General features: G+C 44.3%; 20 protein-coding genes. 14 read left to right on the top strand and 6 right to left on the bottom strand.

Annotated features, from left to right (window positions below; translation table 11 throughout):
* Positions 1-27: 27 nt before the first annotated feature.
* On the bottom strand, positions 28-870 hold the full coding sequence (locus ABDD94_RS02450; protein ID WP_345954531.1) for an isoaspartyl peptidase/L-asparaginase: 843 nt from the start codon (positions 868-870) through the stop codon (positions 28-30).
* A 190-nt stretch (positions 871-1,060) separates the two neighbouring features.
* Positions 1,061-1,972 carry a cyanophycinase gene (locus ABDD94_RS02445; RefSeq protein WP_345949401.1) on the bottom strand — a complete coding sequence of 304 codons (912 nt, stop codon included), beginning with the start codon at positions 1,970-1,972 and terminating at the stop codon, positions 1,061-1,063.
* Between the two features lie 166 nt (positions 1,973-2,138).
* On the opposite strand from ABDD94_RS02445, the gene cphA reads away from it, so the two are divergent.
* The gene (gene cphA, locus ABDD94_RS02440) at positions 2,139-4,757 is read left to right on the top strand and encodes a cyanophycin synthetase (RefSeq protein WP_345954530.1); all 2,619 of its coding nucleotides are present in this window, start codon (positions 2,139-2,141) and stop codon (positions 4,755-4,757) included.
* A gap of 52 nt (positions 4,758-4,809) precedes the next feature.
* Here the strand turns inward: cphA and ABDD94_RS02435 are convergent, their stop codons facing one another.
* Positions 4,810-5,460: a DNA-3-methyladenine glycosylase 2 family protein gene (locus ABDD94_RS02435; protein WP_345954529.1), complete on the bottom strand. Its 651-nt coding sequence runs from the start codon at positions 5,458-5,460 to the stop codon at positions 4,810-4,812.
* A 150-nt stretch (positions 5,461-5,610) separates the two neighbouring features.
* Between ABDD94_RS02435 and ABDD94_RS02430 the strand changes: the two genes are divergently transcribed.
* A complete protein-coding gene (locus ABDD94_RS02430) occupies positions 5,611-6,195 on the top strand; it encodes a hypothetical protein (protein ID WP_345954528.1) in 585 nt (194 codons plus the stop codon).
* 33 nt (positions 6,196-6,228) lie between these two features.
* Here ABDD94_RS02430 and ABDD94_RS02425 read toward each other — a convergent pair whose 3' ends face one another.
* Positions 6,229-7,236 (bottom strand): aspartate-semialdehyde dehydrogenase, encoded by a 1,008-nt coding sequence (locus tag ABDD94_RS02425; protein WP_345954527.1) that lies wholly within the window; start codon positions 7,234-7,236, stop codon positions 6,229-6,231.
* Between the two features lie 290 nt (positions 7,237-7,526).
* Here ABDD94_RS02425 and ABDD94_RS02420 point away from each other — a divergent pair, with 290 nt between their 5' ends.
* The 3 genes from ABDD94_RS02420 (at position 7,527) to ABDD94_RS02410 (ending at position 10,577) form a co-directional block, all read left to right on the top strand.
* Complete coding sequence (locus ABDD94_RS02420) at positions 7,527-8,483, top strand: NAD-dependent epimerase/dehydratase family protein (protein ID WP_345954526.1); 957 nt, start codon at positions 7,527-7,529, stop codon at positions 8,481-8,483.
* A gap of 139 nt (positions 8,484-8,622) precedes the next feature.
* Positions 8,623-9,348, top strand: a complete 726-nt coding sequence (locus tag ABDD94_RS02415) for a YebC/PmpR family DNA-binding transcriptional regulator (RefSeq protein ID WP_345949407.1) — start codon at positions 8,623-8,625, stop codon at positions 9,346-9,348.
* Between the two features lie 149 nt (positions 9,349-9,497).
* Complete coding sequence (locus ABDD94_RS02410) at positions 9,498-10,577, top strand: hypothetical protein (protein ID WP_345954525.1); 1,080 nt, start codon at positions 9,498-9,500, stop codon at positions 10,575-10,577.
* Between the two features lie 71 nt (positions 10,578-10,648).
* Here ABDD94_RS02410 and ABDD94_RS02405 read toward each other — a convergent pair whose 3' ends face one another.
* Positions 10,649-11,608, bottom strand: coding sequence for a rhodanese-related sulfurtransferase (locus ABDD94_RS02405; protein ID WP_345954524.1), 960 nt, complete (start codon positions 11,606-11,608; stop codon positions 10,649-10,651).
* Between the two features lie 183 nt (positions 11,609-11,791).
* Complete coding sequence (locus ABDD94_RS02400; RefSeq protein WP_345954523.1) at positions 11,792-14,305, bottom strand: DUF5686 family protein; 2,514 nt, start codon at positions 14,303-14,305, stop codon at positions 11,792-11,794.
* Between the two features lie 133 nt (positions 14,306-14,438).
* Between ABDD94_RS02400 and kbl the strand changes: the two genes are divergently transcribed.
* From kbl to creD, 9 genes are all read left to right on the top strand, one after another.
* Positions 14,439-15,629: a glycine C-acetyltransferase gene (kbl, locus tag ABDD94_RS02395; protein WP_345954522.1), complete on the top strand. Its 1,191-nt coding sequence runs from the start codon at positions 14,439-14,441 to the stop codon at positions 15,627-15,629.
* Between the two features lie 78 nt (positions 15,630-15,707).
* Positions 15,708-16,742 (top strand): phenylalanine--tRNA ligase subunit alpha, encoded by a 1,035-nt coding sequence (pheS, locus tag ABDD94_RS02390; RefSeq protein WP_345954521.1) that lies wholly within the window; start codon positions 15,708-15,710, stop codon positions 16,740-16,742.
* A 2-nt stretch (positions 16,743-16,744) separates the two neighbouring features.
* Positions 16,745-17,158, top strand: a complete 414-nt coding sequence (locus ABDD94_RS02385; protein WP_345949413.1) for a hypothetical protein — start codon at positions 16,745-16,747, stop codon at positions 17,156-17,158.
* Between the two features lie 3 nt (positions 17,159-17,161).
* Positions 17,162-17,746, top strand: coding sequence for a TetR/AcrR family transcriptional regulator (locus ABDD94_RS02380; protein WP_345949414.1), 585 nt, complete (start codon positions 17,162-17,164; stop codon positions 17,744-17,746).
* Positions 17,747-18,045: 299 nt separating this feature from the next.
* The gene (locus ABDD94_RS02375; RefSeq protein WP_345949415.1) at positions 18,046-18,195 is read left to right on the top strand and encodes a hypothetical protein; all 150 of its coding nucleotides are present in this window, start codon (positions 18,046-18,048) and stop codon (positions 18,193-18,195) included.
* A 103-nt stretch (positions 18,196-18,298) separates the two neighbouring features.
* Positions 18,299-18,997 (top strand): hypothetical protein, encoded by a 699-nt coding sequence (locus ABDD94_RS02370; RefSeq protein WP_345954520.1) that lies wholly within the window; start codon positions 18,299-18,301, stop codon positions 18,995-18,997.
* Positions 18,998-19,075: 78 nt separating this feature from the next.
* Positions 19,076-19,732, top strand: coding sequence for a hypothetical protein (locus tag ABDD94_RS02365; RefSeq protein ID WP_345949417.1), 657 nt, complete (start codon positions 19,076-19,078; stop codon positions 19,730-19,732).
* Positions 19,729-20,031 (top strand): transcriptional regulator, encoded by a 303-nt coding sequence (locus ABDD94_RS02360; RefSeq protein WP_345949418.1) that lies wholly within the window; start codon positions 19,729-19,731, stop codon positions 20,029-20,031. The genes ABDD94_RS02365 and ABDD94_RS02360 overlap by 4 nt, the downstream gene beginning before the upstream one ends.
* Before the next feature lie 67 nt (positions 20,032-20,098).
* A complete protein-coding gene (creD, locus tag ABDD94_RS02355; RefSeq protein ID WP_345954519.1) occupies positions 20,099-21,433 on the top strand; it encodes a cell envelope integrity protein CreD in 1,335 nt (444 codons plus the stop codon).
* Positions 21,434-21,445: the final 12 nt, after the last annotated feature.

Below are 21,445 nucleotides of genomic sequence, written 5' to 3'. Positions count from 1 at the left end.
GTAAACGCAAAGCAATTAAAGTGTAATTTAACTAAATACTTTGATATTCTCGTCATACGATGCCCACACCATATAAGGGTGAGTGTCAGCATAATAAATATCGCCTGCTGCGGTAAGCCCAATTATACCGACAAAGCCGTCAAAAGGTTTCATTTCAGTTAAAGTTTTTTCAGTAGCTTGTTGCAAAGTCATACCGTCGCTCACGCGGGTCACAATTTTGGTAGCTACACCACCGCTTACAATATCCTCGCCTACTCCGGTACAGGATATAGCCGCTACACCATTGGCATAGTTGCCCGCCACCGTAGCCGAATCGCTTACACGACCGGGCATTTCAAAGCCCTTACCACCGGTTGAAGTAGCTGCAGCCAGGTTGCCATCAGCATCAAGTGCTACACAGCCAACGGTGCCTAATCTTATCGAGTCATTAAGCTTGGTTTCGTATTCCTGCCGGCGTTGAGGTGTTTCAGGGTTATAATAATCGAAACCATTCTCACGGGCGTATTGCTGGGCACCCTTGCCGCTCAAAACCTTGTCTTCTGCAGCTTGCAGTTTTTGGGCAATCAGAATAGGGTTCTTGACCTCCTCAACGTTTATTATACCCGAAAATTTCAATGTTCTGCCGTCCATAAGCGAGGCGCTCAAACGTATGCAGCCATCGCTTTGTATTTGGGAGCCGGTACCAGCGTTGAAAAGCTCATTGTTCTCGAGTAAGCTAACCGTGTAAACCACTGTTTCGGTAGCGGTGTGCGTTTGCAGATAATCATACCCCTGCTGCACAATTTGCTTTAGGGCTTCCTGCTTAGCATGCTTCACCTCCTGGTTAGTACCCGATTCGCTGAAAAAGCCGCCATGTATAATAATTTTCATAAGGTAAAACAGGTTAGATTGTTACTTAAAAACAAAAATAGGCGTTTTGATACAAGCGAAAGATATTTTATGAAGGATAGTTACTTTTTTCGCGGAAGCGTCGCCCTACACCTTTAGACTTAATTAAGGAACGTAATTTTATCTATAATTCCATCTTAACAACAAGCTCTACTCCTACCCTGCTTCTAACCTAATCTCTGTCTGGCACCTGTAAATAAACGCCTTCCTCTACCTTGGTTTTCTTTTTGATGATTAAACGGTGCTGTGCCAGATCGTATTTGTCGAAGATTGACATCACATGTACCTTTAAGCCGTCAATAGAGACCGGTGCGCCCATCTCAACATCGTAAATATTAGTTTCTACCATGCTTTTACCGTCCACAACAATAGTAAGCCCTGAGCCTATGGCTTCCATCAGGCTGCCTTCGGTGATAAGCAGACCGGCATCCTCACCCAGCCCAATGCCCAATATGCCTGGGTTGCTGGCCACAGCGTAAAACAAACGCCCTATACGGCCACGCTGCACAAAGTGGGTATCAATAATAACCGAATCGATAAAGCCAAGTCCGGCAGTAATTTGCACTTCGCCTTTTACCAGTGCATCACTGCTTTGTCCGCGATAGATCATGTTGGTAGAGGCCGCAGCCGCGCCTGCAGATGTGCCGGCTATGATGAAGTTCTCGTGGCAATAACGCTTTTTCAGTATCTGCAAAAACTCTGTGCCGCCAAAAATTGCGCTCAGGCGCAGTTGGTCGCCGCCGCTGAACATTACTACATCGGCTTCGCGTATACGGTTCAGGTAATCTGGCTGGCTGGCATCCTCCCGGCTGCGGATATCTAGTACATTCACGTTAGCTACTTCAAGCTGGTTAAACGCCCGTACATATTCCTCACCAACCAGTTCGGGTATTTGCGAAGCTGTGGTAATAACTTCTACTTTTGAGGCTAGTTGTTTGGCCGATTCATTGATCATCCGTCTGAGAATGCCCCGCTCAAAAAACTTGAGATAATCGGGCTGCAAAAAATGTTCTTCGGCACTAATGTTGGTGCCCATATCAACGGCGCCGCCAATAATAATGAGTTTACCTTTCGGGACAGTCATCGCAAGTAGTTTAATCAATAATTACAAAGTAAGATAAAAATGCAGTTAAAGTAGTTTTTAAATAAATAAAATCGCTCTGCACCATCAAAAATTGCATTGAATTGTTACAAAAGCTAAATTCAGCTTCCATCAATATCATCATCTCGAAAAAACGACACGTTTACCTATGAAAATAGAGAAAATACAGGTACTACGCGGACCCAATATATGGAGTATAACCCGCAAAAAATTAATACAGATGCGCCTTAACCTTCAGGAAATGGAGGAGCGGCCAACCAATACTATCGAAGGCTTCTATGAGCGCCTTAAAGAACTGATTCCCAGCCTGTATAATCACCGCTGTTCGCCAGGCGTACCGGGCGGCTTTTTTGAGCGGGTGCAGGAAGGTACCTGGATGGGCCATGTGATTGAGCATATTGCCTTAGAAATACAAACCCTGGCCGGCATGTATACCGGCTTTGGCCGCACCCGCGAAACCAAAACACCGGGCACTTACAATGTAGTTTTTAACTATGTGGAAGAAAACGTTGGCATTTTTGCCGCTAAAGCTGCCGTTGCCATTGCCGAGGCGCTGATTGCCGGACAAGATTATACACTGGAAAAGGATATCCAGGAGATGCGGGAGTTAAGGGAAAATTCAAGGTTAGGTCCTAGCACAGGTTCTATTGTGGAGGAAGCGATATCGCGCGATATACCCTGGATAAGATTAAACAACCAATCGTTAGTGCAATTAGGCTACGGCAAAAACCAGGTTCGCATACGCGCCACCATGACCGAGCATACCAGCAGCATAGCGGTAGACCTTGCCGGCAATAAAGACGAAACCAAGCGCATACTGCAGGAACAAGCCATCCCGGTGGCCAAAGGCATCACCATTACTTCGGCCGCCGAAGTAAAAGAGGCCATCCGGAAAGTGGGCTTCCCGTTGGTATTTAAACCACTGGACGGTAACCATGGCCGTGGCGCCACCATCAACGTAAAAACTGAAGAAGAAGCTGTAGCTGCTTTTGAACATGCCGCACGTATATCACGACGGGTAATTGTAGAAAAATTTATTACCGGGCATGATTTTAGAGTTTTGGTAATTGATAACAAAATGGTAGCGGCGGCCCTGCGTGTGCCGGCGCATATTAAAGGCGATGGTACGCAAAATATTCAGCAACTTATTGACCAGGAGAACACCGACCCGCGCCGCGGATACGGTCACGAAAATGTGCTGACCCATATTTCGGTTGACCGTGATACCATGGACCTGCTTACTAAAAAAAGATATACCCTGGATACGGTGCCGGCCAAAGATGAAATAGTTTATTTAAAATCAACCGCTAATTTGAGCACCGGCGGCACGTCTATCGATGTTACCGACCAGGTACATCCCGAAAATATATTTATCTGCGAACGCATCTCAAGGATAATTGGACTGGATATATGCGGTATAGATGTGATGGCTAACAATCTAACCGAGCCTTTAACCGAGAACGGCGGCGTAATACTTGAAGTAAACGCAGCACCGGGTTTTAGAATGCACATTGCGCCAAGCGAGGGCTTGCCGCGTAATGTAGCCGGGCACGTGGTGGATATGCTTTACCCGCAGGGCAAATCGTCGCGCATTCCTATTATTGCCACTACCGGCACCAACGGCAAAACCACCACAACACGCCTTATTGCACATATTGTGAAAAACAACGGCTACCGTGTAGGCTTTACCACCTCAGACGGTATTTATGTGCAAAACACGATGATGGTAAAGGGCGATACTACCGGGCCTAACAGTACCGAGTTTATATTAAAAGATCCTACGGTTGAGTTTGCCGTACTCGAAACAGCGCGCGGTGGCATTCTGCGCTCGGGCCTTGGGTTTGGACATTGCGATATTGGAGTAATTACTAATATACAGGAAGACCACCTGGGTATTTCAGATATACACACGCTCGATGATCTGATGCGGGTAAAAAGCGTTGTTATTGATTCGGTTAAAAGAAGCGGCTGGGGCGTACTGAATGCCGATAACAAGTACTGCGTAAAGATTGGTAAGCAGGCCGATTGCAATATTGCCTACTTTAGCCGTAACGAGGACAACCCGGTTATTAAGGCACATTGCCAAAAAGGTGGCATAGCTTGCGTGTACGAAAACGGTTTTGTTACCATAAAAAAAGGCGATTGGAAGATACGTGTGCAAAGAGTAACCGAAATACCGGTAACCTTTGGCGGTACGGTTACCTTTATGATTGAGAATGTGCTGGCTGCTACGTTAGCTACTTACTTATGGGGCTTTAAAACGGAAGATATTAAAACATCCCTGCACACCTTTGTACCATCGGCCAGCCAAACCCCCGGGCGCATGAATATCTTTAACTTTAAGGATTTTAGGTTTATGGTGGATTTTGCCCACAACCCCGATGGTTACCATGGTATAAAGGAGTTTTTAGCCAATATTGAATCGCCACAGAAAATAGGGTTGATTGCCGGTACCGGCGACCGCCGAGATGAAGACATCCGCGAATTGGGTCGTATTGCCGCTACTATGTTTGATCATATACTGTTACGGCAGGAAGATCACCTGCGTGGCCGCACCCGTGAAAATATAATTGGCCTTATGCGTGAGGGCGTACATGAGGTAAACCCCAACTTGCCGTGCGACGTGCTTGACAGCCAGTTAGACCCTATTGAATACGCCATACAACTGGCTAAACCAGGCGCCTTTATAACCACCTTAAGCGATGCCGTACATAACGCCGTAGGTATTGTACAGGATTATCAGGAAAAAGAAAGAAACGGATTGTAAGACCTATATGCAAGAAATAAGAGCTAAAATGCTACACAACCCTGTTTTACTATCAGCCCTTATTTTTTAACGCTGTAGAACTTAAGTAAAAATGCCACAACAACATGGCGGCAATGCTGCGGTAGGGCCGCCATGTTTCGGCAAAGGCTAATAGTTGCGACTGGGAGGTTGAAGCAGGCAATTGTTTTAGCCGTTTAAATGCGTTAATAATAGCCAGGTCGCCGATGGGGAAAATATCGGTGCGGTGTAAAACCATAAGCAGATAAATATCTACCGTCCAGTTGCCTATCCCTTTTAAAGCTGTAAGGCGGCTACGTACTTCATCATCAGGCAAATCGGCCAACTCCGCTAAATCCAATTGCCGGTTCAAAATAGCTTCGGCCAAATATTTTGTATAAGCGGTTTTTTGCCGGCTAAAATAGCAGGCACGCAGTTCCTCATCAGTAAGCATCAGCACCCGGGCAGGTGTAACCTCTTGTATGCGCTCCTTTAACTTATTTAAAGCCGATAAAGCCGAAGCCAGCGACACCTGCTGCTCGAGAATGATATGCACGAGTGATTCAAAAGCATTAGCCCTCGACCAAAATGGCGGATAGCCATAATTTTGGATAACTTCGGCAAAATCCGCATCTTGTTTAGATAGCTGGTCGCACACTTGCTGATAGTTATTTTGATGGAATGTCTTTATAGGTTCTGCATTCATTATGGAAAGCGTATAGTATTGCAAGATAAACTTTATTGATTAACAGCATAATAGAAAGGAGATATGGCTTTTGCAAAAGAGTGGTATACCCAGATGATTTAAAAACTAAGTAATGCCCGAGCAGTTTATTATGTTCAGATTATTTAGCTGATGGAAAAATACTGCACGCCAGAGTTCGTATTTAAAAAAGTGCTTTCACTTCCCAACCATATCGTATTCATTATTTGTATACTGATAACATGGCCATTAATCATTTTATATGCTATAAAGGGTTATCGTTACCTGGGCATGAGTGGCATGTATTTGCTTGTAGGTTTGTTCTTCTTCATATTTAAATTGCTATTTAACTATTGGTCGAAATCTGTAACCATATATTTTGACAGGAAGCGGATGTATATTAAGGAAGGCAATAAGGAATATACAGGGTATTTAAAGCGCGAAATATTAGGCTTCTACAGCTACAATTACGACGAGCAGTACAGGTCTTTTATTTCCATTAAGATCATATTCAAAAATGGAAAAACGATCAGTCTCACAGATGCTGATGTTTCACAAAAAAAGGATGCAGAGAAAGAACTGATGCTTAAAAGATTTTTGGTTTCGGCAAAAAGGCAGTTAGGATTTACTTTCATCAAAAAAAACCGATGGCGCTCTTTGTTAAAGTTAGGAGCGCATTGGTATGCCGAAGATCCAAATGAAAAAATACCAGACATAAAAGAGGCCGATCTTGAATAAGATCGGCCTCTTTGTTTATTATAACTTTTACAATTACGCTTCTACCGCCGCACCTACCAGGTTTTTTGCTACCAGGTACTCCGCAATTTGCACGGCATTGGTAGCAGCACCTTTACGCAAGTTGTCTGATACTATCCAGCAGTTTAAGGTATTAGGCTGGGTTTCATCGCGACGGATGCGGCCCACAAATACTTCGTCTTTCTCGTGCGCTTCAAGCGGTGTTGGATATTGTAGTTTGGCTACATCATCAACCACAACCACACCTGGCGCTTTGCTCAGCAGGTCGCGCACTTCGGTAAGGTCAAAATCATTTTCGAACTCAATGTTAACTGATTCCGAATGACCGCCCATAACCGGGATGCGTACCGTTGTAGCTGTTACGCGAATACTGTCATCACCCATGATCTTTTTGGTTTCCAGCACCATTTTCATTTCCTCTTTGGTATAACCATTGTCCTGAAAAACGTCGATATGCGGCAATACGTTCAAGTCAATTTTGTATGGATAAGCCATTGGGCCATCAATACCTTTACGCTCGTTGAACAATTGATCAACCGCTTTTACGCCCGTACCGGTTACCGATTGGTAAGTGGATACCACTACGCGTTTAATCTTGTATTGATCGTGCAGGGGTTTTAAGGCCACTACCATTTGTATAGTTGAGCAGTTAGGGTTGGCAATGATTTTATCCTCAGCTGTTAACACATCAGCGTTAACCTCCGGTACTACAAGTTTCTTGGTAGGATCCATGCGCCAGGCCGATGAATTATCGATAACGGTAATACCGGCCTCGGCAAACAAAGGTGCTTGCTCCAATGAAGTACTGCCGCCAGCCGAAAACAAGGCCAGATCAGGCTTTTGCTTTATCGCATCCTCAACAGAAACCACCTTGTATTGCTTACCCTTATAAGTAACTTCTTTACCTACACTTTTTGCTGAAGCAACGGGAATTAACTCTGTTACCGGAAAGTTGCGTTCTTCCAGAATCTGCAACATTTTAGTACCCACCAAACCGGTGGCACCTACTACTGCGACTTTCATTGTCTTGTTTAAACTTTAATAATTAAAAAACGTTAATTTTCAAATGTACATATTATTTAACAAAATAATCTCAACTATAAGCCCTTAAAGCTGGTTTTAGCGCCTTTTGAATGGGTTTCAGCACCCGGCATTTTAACAATCGTACAAAATAAAATTTCACGTATTTTAACAACGCAAATACGGTAAACTTTATTAGCAGAAGTACGATTGCTCAAGAACACGTTTAATTGTTATATATAGCGGGTTTAAAGTCATTTTTTTAACTTTGTAACGTCCAAATATTATATTGCATGAGCGAGAAGATTTTAGTGATAGGCGCTAATGGCCAAATTGGCACCGAACTGGTAACAGCCTTAAGAAATCAGTACGGAGCAGAGCAAGTTATCGCCTCTGATATTAACAATCCGGCTTATGCTATACGCAATAGCGGCCCGTTTGAGTTTGCAAACGTGTTGGATAAGGAGAACCTGCACCATCTGTTTCATAAGCACCAGCCTACGCAGGTTTACTTGTTAGCTGCCATACTTTCGGCCACAGGAGAACAAAAGCCCAAGCTGGCCTGGGATCTGAACATGAACGGCCTCATTCATGTACTTGACCTGGCCGTGGAGTTTGGCACAGCCAAAGTTTTCTGGCCAAGCTCTATTGCTGTTTTCGGACCAAACTCGCCCAAGCAAAACACCCCGCAGTATTGCATAATGGATCCTAATACTGTTTATGGTTTTAGCAAGCTGGCAGGTGAACGCTGGTGCGAATATTACCACGCCAAACATGGGCTTGATGTACGCAGTATACGATATCCGGGCATCATCAGTTGGAAAGCCGCTCCTGGCGGGGGCACTACAGATTATGCCATCCATATATTTTACGAAGCTTTAAAAACAGGCACTTATCAAAGCTTTTTGTCGGCCAACACCATGCTGCCTATGATGTATATGGATGATGCCATTCGGGCAACCTTGAATTTAATGGAAGCACCTGCCGAAAACATCAGTATCCGCTCCAGTTATAATTTAGCGGGCATGAGTTTTACACCAGCTCAACTAGCCGAGCAGATTAAGCAGCAAATGCCCGATTTTTCAATTAGCTATGCTAATCATGATCCTCGCCAGGCTATTGCCGACAGCTGGCCGCAATCTATTGATGACAGCCAGGCTAAAACCGACTGGAACTGGCAGCCGGAATACGACCTGAAACGACTTACGGAAGAAATGCTGAAAAACTTAAAGAATAGCTTAAATTTGTAAGCTGCAACAGTTGTTATCCTGACCAATAGTAAGGTATCATTTCCAACAGTTATTGTTATAGGTTTGGAAAGTTTTTACGTTAGTACTCGAAATAACTTTTGCACTTATTATCTATTAACAAATAACTATTCACTATAAAATGGGAAGAGCATTTGAGTTCCGTAAAGAGAGAAAATTTAAGCGCTGGGCCAAAATGGCCATACAGTTTACCCGTTTAGGTAAAGAGATTGTGATGGCCGTTAAAGATGGCGGTCCCAACCCTGAAACCAACTCACGTTTGCGCACAGCCATGCAAAATGCCAAAGCGGTAAACATGCCTAAAGATCGTGTTGAAGCGGCTATTAAACGCGCATCAAGCAAAGACGAAAAAGATTACGAAGAGTTGGTGTATGAAGGTTACGCGCCACACGGTGTTGCCGTATTGGTAGAAACCGCTACCGATAACACCAACCGTACCGTAGCTAATGTACGCAGCTATTTCACCAAAGTGGGTGGTACGCTGGGCAAAACCGGCTCATTGGATTTTGTATTTAGCCGTAAATCTGTTTTCAGCTTTGATCCGGGCGAGCGCGATTTGGAAGAACTGGAGTTTGAATTGATTGACGCTGGATTAGAAGAGCTGTTTGTAGAAACTGACGAGGAAGGCAAGGACATTGCCGTATTACATGCCGCCTACGAAGATTTTGGCAAAATGCAAAAAACACTTGAAGGCATGGGCATTGAGTTAAAATCTGCCAAATTAGAGCGTATTGCATTATCTACCACTGAGATTAGCGAAGAGGCCGCTGCCGACGTATTAAAGCTGATTGACAAGCTGGAAGAGGACGATGATGTGCAGGCAGTATATCACAACATGGCTGAGTAAGGGTTAGCCCAAAAAATAAAAGCCCGACCACGATAAGTTGCACGTAATAACTGAGAAGTATGCGATCTGCCTAATATAGCGTAATCGCATACTTCCTCGACAATGGCAGCAGGCTCAATCCGAAATCAAACATCCGAAATTACCAACCCATGTTATTTGAAGAGTTTTTTAAAAAAAAGAAGATAAACCTGGATGCCTTGCAACAAGGCGACCTCGGCTTGTTTTCGGAATTTAAGGAACACTATGAACAAATGGGTGAAAAGAGTTTTGACCATACCAAAAAGTTCTGGTTCAATAAATTGCGGCGGCAGTACCCACTTCCACCGGAGGTAAAAACCGAAAAATTAAGGGCAGAGAACCAGATAGCGGAGCAAACGGTATCAGATACACTTACAGAACCATCGCCACGCAACGAGGCGCCAAAACTAGGATTTAAGCCTAAGTTTAAAACAACTGAAACTTCAACTGCCGCACCTGCCACACCTAACCCTGTTGAAAACAACACAGTAGATGATATGGCAAGTGTGCCGTCACCTAAGCCTGCCTACGTTCCCCGTTTTCAAGCTAAAAGCGCTACGCCCAAACCAGCCGCTGAAGCAGAACAGGCAAATACCACATCAACGGAAGCAGCTGCTCAGCCAGAGGCTGAAAATAATGATATCCCGGTTACAGAAAACGCTGTAAACCCGCCAGTCAAACCTGGTTTTAAACCACGCTTTAAGGCCGGCGTTACTACAAACAAACCGGCTAATGAACAACAGCCAGTAACGGATGCACCGGAACCACCAACTCCACCAACCACTGAAGCTGGCGCAGCAACCCCATCTGACGCACCCGCTAAAGTGGGCTTCAAGCCACGTTTTAAGGCCGGCGTTACAACCAGCAAACCAGTTGGTGAACCCAGTGTACCTACAGAAGGGGAACCCGAAAAAACGAACTCCGGAGAGAAACAAACGGAGGAGCAACCGACTACTACAGATACCCAGCCCAAACCCGCCAGCTTAGGTTTTAAGCCACGTTTTAAAGCAGGGGTAACCACCACCAAGCCTGCCGACGAGCCGATAGTGGGGCAACAACCTGATGATACATCCAAAGCAGAGCCGATAGCACCTGAAGAGTTGCCAGAAGCCGTACCTCCAAAACCTATTGATACACCAAAGCCCGCATACAAACCGCGCTTTAATCCTAAAATGATAAAGCCAAAGCCAGACGAAGACACCAATGAATAAAAAAAGCTTATCAATTTTTAAACTGATAAGCTTTCTGTTTCTTGACTCTTGTTTACTAACTCTTATACCCCCTACTCGGCCAGTTGTACTTTACTTTTTTTAGTCACGTTTACTGGTTGAGGCACTTTAACATAATAACCAGTACCGTCGTATACGCGTTTACGGGGATGGGATTGGCACTCGGCTGAGCAGCAGCCCTCCATTTTAGAGCCGCACTCATCACACTGGGTAAAGTGTTCGTTGCACTCAGGGTTAGCACAGTTGATCATTTTATCGGTAGTACTGCCGCAGTTAAAGCAGGTAGAAATTACCTTAGGATTAATCTGATTCACGTCAACCGTTAAACGGTTATCAAACACATAGCATTTACCTTCAAAATCCTCACCGCCAACTTCTTTGCCATATTTAATAATACCGCCGTGCAGTTGGTATACATTCTCAAAACCTTCATGTAACAACAGGGCCGAAGCCTTTTCACATTTTATGCCGCCTGTACAATAGGTCAATATCTTTTTATCCTTGTATTGAGCCAGCTCGTTAATTTTTGAAGGGAAATCACGAAAGTTCTCAATATCTAAAGTGACTGCGTTTTTAAAACGACCGACCGAATGCTCATAATTTGAGCGCACGTCCAGGATCACCACATCATCGCGGTCTTTCATTTCTAAAAACTCAGCAGGCTCAAGGTGCTTACCGGTTTGCTTTTGCGGATTGATGATGTTAGGATCGCGCAGGCCCGAGTGCACAATTTCGGATTTGTAACGCACATGCATTTTTACAAATGAAGGTTCGTCTACCTCATCAATCTTAAAATCGGTATGGGCGAAACGCTCATCGGCATGCACAGCATCCATGTAGCTTTTGCAAGCTTCAACCGTGCCCGATACCGTACCGTTCAGCCCTTCGTCAGCTACGATGATACGGCCGGTCAAACCTAAGCTTTTACAAAATTTTAAATGATCGGTAGCAAATTGCTCCGCATCAGCTATTGTTGAATAACAATAATACAGTAGGGTGTTATACTTTGCCATAAAACATTGATACTGGTTCAAACAGCGTTAAATGAGGTGCAAAGATAAAAGTTTATTTGGAAAGGATAAAGGGTAACTCAATTGCCTTTACTGCGGCTTGTTTAAAATGCTAAGTTCAGAGTTTCAGCATCAGGTATTCCCTCTCGTTGAGAAAATCCTCTTGCTGTCCAAAATCACCTCTGCTTACCTCAAGCCATAAAATATCCTTATACCCTGTACAATGCGGCGGCTACCCTCAAATGCAATACCGTAATCTACCCGGAAAATAAAGCGCTGTACACCTATATAAACTTCGGAGTAGTTGCTCTTAACACCTTGTATAAGCGGGTTGTTACCTACCCCTGAGTATGCAGTGTGTTGGGCTTGGGTAAGGTAATTTACACCAATCACCTCTTCCAGTTTAAGTTTGCGTACGAAAGGTATCTTGCTCAGGAAATTGCCGGCAAAATTATGTTCATAGTGCGCCTCCAGAAAAGAGCGATCAGTGCTGTAATCGTAAAAATCGAGGAAGTGAAAGCTACCGATGGTTGGATTGAACACTGTACCCTGATTACCAAAAAAGTGGTTATAGTCCATAAAGTACAAACTGCGGTGATTCAGGAACGTACCGGCGGTAATTTTAAAAGACGAGAAACCAACCAGACCAATTTTTAGCCGGTCATCAAATACATCCAGCGAAGCAAAATCATAATTTACGTCCGACCCTAATAAGCCGCTTATACCTTTGCGGTAGTTAAGCCGCACTTTTGGATAGCGTGACGGTTCAATGTATTTACCATCGGGCCGGGTTACATACTGCTGCCTGAAGGTAAAGGTAAGCGATGCGCGTGCTGTAAGCGCCTGGTTTTGCGGAAACAATTGTGTCTCCACCTCGGGCGGGTTAGATAATGGGTTGTTAGCTGTGTATTGCTTGTCGGGCACATCTTTAATGTGATTGAACGACACATTGTACAACTGCCGCCTATCTGCGTAAGACAATTGGGTGTTTAACAACAACCCATTGGCTACTTCACGCTGCCAGGCCACCACACCAAATTTGGTACGGTACAGTTTAACATAGTTATTTTCGTACAAAAGCGAACTTAACGTATTAAACAGCAACGAGCGGGTACCGGCGTTATTCAAATCCATAACATCGCTGCCAAACCGTGCCGAGAAGGCACCCTGATTGGCCGGATCGTAGTTATACGTTAGACCTAAATTAGCACTAAATAATTTCGCGGCAAAGCCATACCGGATGTTAGGCGTTACACTGAACGACTGCCCGTTATCAAACCCCTTAATGTAATGCACTTTTGCACTTACGCCCCAGCCCTCAACTGTATTATAAAATATGGTTTGGTAAGGCTGATAAAAATAAAGTGACTGCCGGGTTTTACGGTCATACAACTGCTTACCAAAAAAGAAGTAACTGATAGGATTGAATCCATTTTGCGCCCGGTTTACGGAATCGAGATACTGTGGCTTGCTTTGAATGACAGCTATACTGTCTTTGCGTGTATAGTCCAGTTCTTCCAGATTGGTAAGCGGCACCGGCCGGTTGTTGGCCCAGTAACGGGTAGGCTTAGCATTAGCTTGGGTATCAATACGCATTACCTCACCATTAAAGAAATCTTCAGGGAACTTTGGATTGAGATTGTAATTGTTGTAGATAGCCAGATAATAACCTTTAAATTTAAACCCTAATACGCCGCCCTTGAAATCAAAAAGAGTTGACGTAGGCATCCAGGTACTATCCGTAACGGGTATATATTGCTGGCTTATATTAAGTGTATCTACAAAATTAATATTAGCGTCTGCTTTAGTGAGGTACAAATCTATACCATAAATACGCCAGTCGCCTTCTACTACATACACATTGCCCTGGTAAACAGCTTCATGCTTACGTTTAGGTATTACCTGTATCTTATCAATACGCCTGCCGCTTTTTATAGAACGCCCTACCAGCTTATAATCATAAAACGACATAGCGTTATTCGCAAACGGCGACACAAACGGCCGTGTGCTTAAGCCCTGTATCTCAAAACTGTTTTGATAAAAATTCACCTGCAGGTCTGAGGCTTTGTTATAACTGAAAGCCGTATTCTGCCCTGCCGTTCTGGAGGCTATCATAATCTCGCGTATGCGGTCAGGGGTACGGAAGTTATACTGTGAAAGAGATTCAGACTGGTAAATGATACCCTTGGTAGTGGTATCAATCTGCAAAACGCTGCGTACATCACGCCCCAAAAGACTTTTCGGAGCGCTGGTTAAACGCTGTACACCTTTTACAAACACGGCGCATGAATACTCCTGAGTTTGGTTTAAATAGTGCTCACGTTTGGCTATTACCTGGCGCATAATATTAGCTGCCGGGTTACCTTCGTCGCCGCTACCGGCCTCGCCCTGTAAAACAAAAGGCTCATTGGCCAGCGTAACGTTCAGCACCTCGTCGTGGTTAGTAATGGTTACTTTTTCGGTACGTTCTAAATTACCCACATAGCGGTACACGACTTGGTAAGTACCGGGGTTCAGCCTAAATTCATAGTCTCCGTCTTCGTTAGCTGTGCTACCATAAGTAGTATTACGAATATATATGGCCGCAAATGACACCGGCTTTTTACTCTCATCGGTAATTTTACCTGATAAGCGGTAGGTTTGCGCAGATACTTGTACGGCAGCAGCAATAAAAAATATAAATAATGAATATGCTTTCATGGTGGGAGATGTCATAGTGTATATAGCTTTTATAGGCAAAATGTTTGTTTTGAACCTAATTTATTTGTACCGCTGAGTTGATTAGGGCTTAATGGCCTATAATGCTTACCTTTGTACTTTAACACATTTTACCATGTATAACACTTTAAAGCCGGTTTTACAGCAAGAATTAGCTGAAATTGAACAAGCCGGACTATATAAACGCGAACGTATAATTACTTCGCCACAAGGCGCCGATATAGAAGTGCTTGGCGGGCAGGAAGTGATTAACTTTTGCGCTAATAATTACCTGGGCCTTTCATCACACCCCAAGGTAATTGAGGCGGCAAAAAAAGCGATTGACGATCATGGGTATGGCCTGTCATCGGTACGTTTCATTTGCGGCACCCAGGATGTACACAAGGAACTTGAAAAAAAGCTATCTGAATTTTTAGGTACAGAAGATACGATATTATATGCAGCGGCTTTTGACGCTAACGGCGGTGTATTTGAACCGCTGTTTAACGATCAGGATGCGATCATATCCGATGAGTTGAATCATGCGTCGATTATTGATGGTATACGTTTGTGCAAAGCACAGCGCCAACGTTACAAACACGATGACATGGCCGATCTGGAAGAGAAACTAAAAGCTACGCAAGATCTGCGTCACCGCATCATTGTGACAGACGGTGCTTTCTCCATGGATGGCACGATAGCGCAGCTAGATAAGATTTGCGATCTGGCCGACAGGTACAATGCCTTGGTGATGATAGACGAAAGCCACTGTTCAGGCTTTATGGGCAAAACCGGACGCGGTACGCATGAGCACCATAACGTAATGGGACGTGTGGATATCATTACCGGCACGCTTGGCAAAGCGCTGGGTGGTGCATCTGGAGGTTTTACTGCCGGCCGTAAGGAGATTATCGACATGCTGCGTCAGCGCTCACGTCCGTACTTATTCTCTAACACACTGGCGCCATCCATAGCGGGTGCATCTATCACTGTGTTGGATATGCTAAGCGAAACTACCGAATTGCGCGACAAGTTGGAACGCAATACCCAATACTTCCGCCAAAAAATGACAGAGGCCGGGTTTGACATTAAGCCGGGCGTACACCCTATTGTACCGGTAATGCTATATGAGGCTAAGCTATCGCAACAGTTTGCCGCCCGTATGCTGGAAGAAGGCATTTACGTAATAGGTTTTTATTACCCGGTTGTACCACAAGGCAAAGCCCGTATCCGTGTACAAATATCGGCCGCTCATGAGCAGCAGCACCTCGATAAAGCCATAGCAGCCTTTACCAAAGTGGGTAGAGAACTGGGCGTAATTAAATAATACTGTTTAATTTTATCTTTGTGTTGGTTTAAAGACCGGCACACCAAGTTTAACATCCATTAAGTCCACCGCTATATAATGCAAGATTTAATTAATCAATACGCCGCCGAGGTTGAAGCTTTCGCACCGGCCACCGCCGAGGAGCTGGAAACTTTCCGCATTAAATACTTAGGTACCAAAGGCCTTATTAAAGACCTGTTTGAGCAGTTTAAAAATACTACACCTGAGGAAAAACGCACCTTAGGTAAGGTACTTAACCAGTTTAAGCAATTAGCCGATGGCAAGTACCAATTACTAAAAGAGCAATTTGACTCGGAGCAAACAACGCAAACCTCGCAGCAGGATCTGACCTTGCCGGGTGAGGGATTTGCAGTAGGTTCACGCCATCCGCTATCATTGGTACGCAACGAAATTATTGACATTTTTAAACGCCTGGGCTTTGTAGTGGCCGAAGGGCCGGAGATTGAGGACGACTGGCACAACTTTTCGGCTCTGAATTTTCCTGAAGAGCACCCGGCGCGCGATATGCAAGACACCTTCTTTATTACTAAAGATGGCGGTAAAGACAGCATTGCTCTACGTACGCATACTTCATCGGTACAGGTACGTATGATGGAGAGCGGCAAGCCGCCGTTTCGTGCTATTATGCCGGGCCGCGTTTACCGTAACGAGGCTATCTCTGCCCGTGCACACTGCTTTTTCCACCAGGTAGAAGGTTTGTATGTGGACGAAAATGTATCCTTTGCCGACCTGAAACAAACGCTGTATCATTTTGTGCAGGAACTGTATGGCGAAGGTACCCAGGTTCGTTTCCGCCCGTCTTACTTCCCTTTCACTGAGCCATCAGCCGAAATGGATGTATCATGCAGTATTTGCAAGGGCGCTGGCTGTAACATGTGTAAATACAGCGGCTGGGTTGAGATTTTAGGTTGCGGCATGGTTGATCCTAATGTATTGGAAAACTGTGGTATTGACAGTAACAAATACACAGGCTTTGCTTTTGGTATGGGTATTGAACGTATTACCAATCTTAAGTATGTGATACGTGATTTAAGACTGTTCTCAGAGAACGATGTACGTTTCCTGAAGCAGTTTAAAACCGAAATTGTATAAGCATGAAGCAACTGGTTTATCTGATAGGATTGGTGCTGTTGGCAGGATGCGGTAAAGGTGACCAGAGCTATGTTCCTAATGTAACGGTAAATTTCCAGGCGCCTCTTACCGATCCGCGCCTGAATAAGCTAAACAGTGCCGGGGGGGCCGTTACTATAAACGGCTACGGTGTTGCAGGTTTAATTATATACCGTACGGCAGGCAATAGTTATGTAGCGTATGACCGATGCAGCAGCTACCAGCCCGAAAAACGTTGCGCGGTTACTATTGATGACACCGGCCTTACTGCAACCGACCCCTGCAGCGGTTCTAAATTTCTGCTGAGTGATGGTTCGCCGGTTAAAGCGCCGGCAACACGGTCCTTAAAAACCTATAGCGTTTATAGCAATAATATTAGCATATTTGTGTCTAACTGATAAATGGAAGCCGACAAAGTAAGAGAAAGCATAAAACGTTCTTCACAGGAACTATTTCGCAAGTTTGGCTACCATAAAACCAGCGTTAACGAGATTGCCAAAAAAACCAAAATTGCCAAAGCTACTATTTACAAGTACTTTGACAGCAAGGAGGCTATTCTGCATTCGCTACTAATGGACTATATTCAGGTAAGTGTTGATGAGCTGATCCATGCAGACACGCCCGAACTGGATGAGGAAGCGCACCTGACCAGCCTTATCATGAAAACCTGCCGTCTCTCTTACACCGTTTGTAACGAATTTATTGGCTGGGACTTCATTCGGGAGTCGGCCAACTCCCAGGAATTTTTACGTAACTTCTCTAACGAGTTGGAGGACCTCCTCGTGAGCTCATTCACCCGTTTAACCGGCATGCGCAAAAACGAAAGCTATCCCCAACGTATCCGCTTTTTAATTAAGTGCAGCAAGAATATTGTATTCAGCTTTGCCTTTACATCTGTAAGCGATTCGGATGTGCGCAAAAACTTTGTATCATTTCAAAAAGAAATACTCCCCTATCTGGTTAAAGCAGCAATTCTGGTAAAGTAAAAGTTGTTGCCTGCCTCATGTATCTGCTGAGCCGATCGCTTAATTTAGTTAGCATTAAAGCACCTTAAATTTTTCAAATAGTCCACATCCGGGTGCATGGGATAAGGCTATTTTAATTTGCCGACGCGCCATCTCATTATTAAAATAATAAAAAAGATCTGTAATACAGTCTTTTGCCCTCGCTTATGTCGTATCAATTAAAATAATGGCAATTTTTTAAAACCATTATATTTCTATGGCGTTTATTGCCTACATTGCATAAAATTACCGTTTTTATTAACGATTTCAACATACTTACCATGAAAGCACTATCGAATATTCATCCACAAGATTTTGAGCCTAAAGGTAGTAATCAAAACAATTATTACTTACTGGCCATGTTGCTTACCGTTGCTATCCTTTTAGCCTGCGGTTACTACGACCAAGTCTTAGCAACTACTTTAAGATAGTTCAAACTATTTGCTCAAAAAATTAGGCTTCGCCTTATAAATACGGAGCCTTCCCTCTAAAATCGGCACAGTTATAGTTGTGTAACTTAAACACACAACTATTATGAAGACATTAAAGCTGTTACTCAGTTCTATATTTCTTTTAGGGCTGGTTACCCTTTGCACAAATTTATTAGCAAACACAACTTATGCCGCACCAGCGGTTGAGGGTTGGTATTTCAGAGCCATAAGTGGCTATCCTGCTGCCATAAGCTTTGAACCGGTTGTGCTCTTTAAAAACGGAGAGTATTTTGAAATAGCCGACGAGCCGCTTGAAACCCTGAACGTTGCTGCATCAAAAAGCAAACAGCCTGCCGCCTGGGGCACCTGGAAAAAAAGCGGCGCTACTTTCTTACTCACCAATAGCAAGGGCAAAACGTATGATTATAAACTGGGTGCAGGCAACTGGTTTCCGGCTTATGCTTATACCGGCTCGCTCAAACTCAAACCGGCTTATGAGAAAGCCAGCGGCGGCAACTACGGCAATGGTGTTAATGCTTTAACCATCAGCACCATATCCTTTACCGATGCCACGCACTTCACCTGGGGTAAAAACGGTGGCATATCGGCTCCTAACGCCAGCGCCTGGAAAAAATCAGCTTCGGCAGGTACATACAAAATAACCGGACATACCATTACCTTCACTTTTACCGATGGCAAGGTGCTTAAAACATCATTTGCACTCGGTGCAAAGGGCTCACCCGCCCGGCCAGACAATGGCTTGATCTTTATCGGTGGCTATCCTTATACAGATACCGAATAGCGTTTGATGATAAAAAAACATTTAAGTCTTGTTTGTTCCAAAGCAAATCCTTTACTTTGTAACTAAAAGTACTTTTCAGTGGAACAAAGTAAAATACACGAGGACCTGGCTTCTATACGGAGCATGATGGAGCGCTCTTCAAGATTTCTATCCTTGAGCGGACTATCCGGCGTTTTAGCCGGCGTATATGCCCTGGTAGGTGCAGGCCTGGCTTATGGCGTTATCTATCAGCCTTATGGTTTGTTCGGCCATAGTGAATATGCTGGTGGCGACCACTATACCATGGATGATGCATCGGCTCTCCTATTCACCCCCACTGTAGCGCAATTATTCTTTATAGCGTTGGCTGTTTTGGTTGCTTCATTAGTAACCGGCTATGCCTTAACAAGGCGTAAAGCTAAAAAGCAAGGGCAGGCGCTGTGGGGTAAAAGCAGCAAGGCATTACTGTTTCAAATGGCAACGCCGCTTATTACCGGTGGTTTGTTTATTCTGATTATGCTGAGCCGCGGGTACTTTGGTATTGTATCACCGGCCTGCCTGGCCTTTTACGGCCTGGCTTTAGTAGGCGCCAGCGCTTATACTTACCATGACGTAAGGTACCTGGGCATTTGCCAGATTGTGTTAGGCATTATAGCTGCGGCTATGCCGGGTTATGGGTTATTGTTATGGGCTATGGGTTTTGGCGTGCTGCATATAATTTACGGCACCCTGATGTACTTTAAATACGACCGGTGAAAGTACCTTTTGATAAACTGGACAAAGCCTTTGAGAACCGCGTAAGGTTACAGATCATGAGCGTGCTGATGGTGAACGAAAGTTACGACTTTACCTCGCTTAAAGAACTGCTCGATGTTACCGACGGCAACCTGGCATCAAACCTTAAGGCGCTCGAAAAGGAAGAATATATTGTGGTGAATAAAAGCTTTGTTGGCCGTAAGCCTAACACCAACTACCAGGCATCGGCCAAAGGCAAGCAGGCATTTCAGCAGCACTTAAACGCGCTGGAACAACTCATTAAGCAGCAAAAAAAGTAGCTGATATTGCAGCTATTTTTTTTGCTTAAATACTTTCAAAAACAAAGTACTTTTAAAAAATAAAACTATGGAAATTCAAAAACCTTCATCCCCGCAGTTCAGAGACTCTGTTCTACTGAAAATGCTTGTTATCCTGGTCATTGCAGTGGTGCTGCTTATGCCATCCTCATGGATACAAGGCCTGATTATGGAACGCTCGTCCAGACAACAGGAAGTGATCAACGATGTGTCAGACAAGTGGTCGGGCAGCCAGCTTATACAAGGGCCTGTGCTGGTAATACCTTACAAAAAACAGGTAATAAAGAGAGATACAGCCAACAAAGAAGTAGTTAAAGAGTACACCGAAACCTTATACCTCATGCCCGAAAACCTATTCATCAAGGCCAAGGTAAATACCGAAACCCGTAAGCGCGGCATTTTCGAAGTAGGTGTTTATAAATCGCTGGTTAGCATTACCGGTAATTTTGACCGCGCTGATCTCGCCAAACTGCAAATCGATTCTTCATCTATTATGTATGACAAAGCCAGGCTGGTATTTGGCATCAGCGACTTAAAAGGACTCTCATCAAACCCTACCATCAAAGTACAAAACCAGACGCTGGCGGTAGATCCCGTGTTGAATAACGGCGACATGCTGGATAATGGATTACAGGCCGCCGTTAATCTGACTACAGTAACAGGCAACCAGATCCCTTTCAGCTTCGTGCTGGATTTAAAAGGCAGCGAGGCGCTCAACTTTTTACATACCGGCAAAACCACCCAGGTTGAAGTTAACGGCAACTGGCCCAGCCCCAAGTTCGACGGTCGCTACCTGCCCGATACCAATCATATCGATCAAAAGGGCTTCAACGCCAAGTGGCGCATGTTATATTACAACCGCCCTTTCCCGCAGCAATGGGCCGCTAACGATGGGCTGCTTAATAGTTTAAAACTAAATAAAAATGCTTTGTTTGGCGTGGAACTGCATGTACAGGTCGATGAGTATCAGAAAACTATGCGCACAACCAAGTACGCTATACTCATCATCGTACTCACCTTTGTATCGCTTTTTTTAACCGAAGTGATTCAGAAACGCAAAATTCATTTGTTTAATTATGCGCTTATTGGCGCAGCCATGATTGTGTTTTACACCCTGCTGCTATCCTTTACCGAGCACGTGGGTTATAATTTAGCATACCTTATATCGGCCGTAGCTACCATCGCACTAATTGCGTGGTTTACAGCCTCTCTGTTGGCCAATCAAAAGGCAGCGTCGTTATTCGCGCTTATTTTAAGCATATTTTATGGGTTTATCTTTATCATCATCCAACTCGAAGACTTGTCGTTACTGGTAGGCAGTATAGCGCTTTTTATCATCGTAGCCGTACTCATGTACTTCTCCCGTAAAATAAGCTGGGACTAATCTAATCGCCTG

The sequence above is a fragment of the Mucilaginibacter sp. PAMB04168 genome (assembly GCF_039634365.2).
In the GTDB taxonomy this organism is placed as follows: Bacteria; Bacteroidota; Bacteroidia; order Sphingobacteriales; family Sphingobacteriaceae; genus Mucilaginibacter.
The sequence above is the reverse complement of the archived record's forward strand: the minus strand, read 5'-3'. Positions and strand labels throughout refer to the sequence as shown.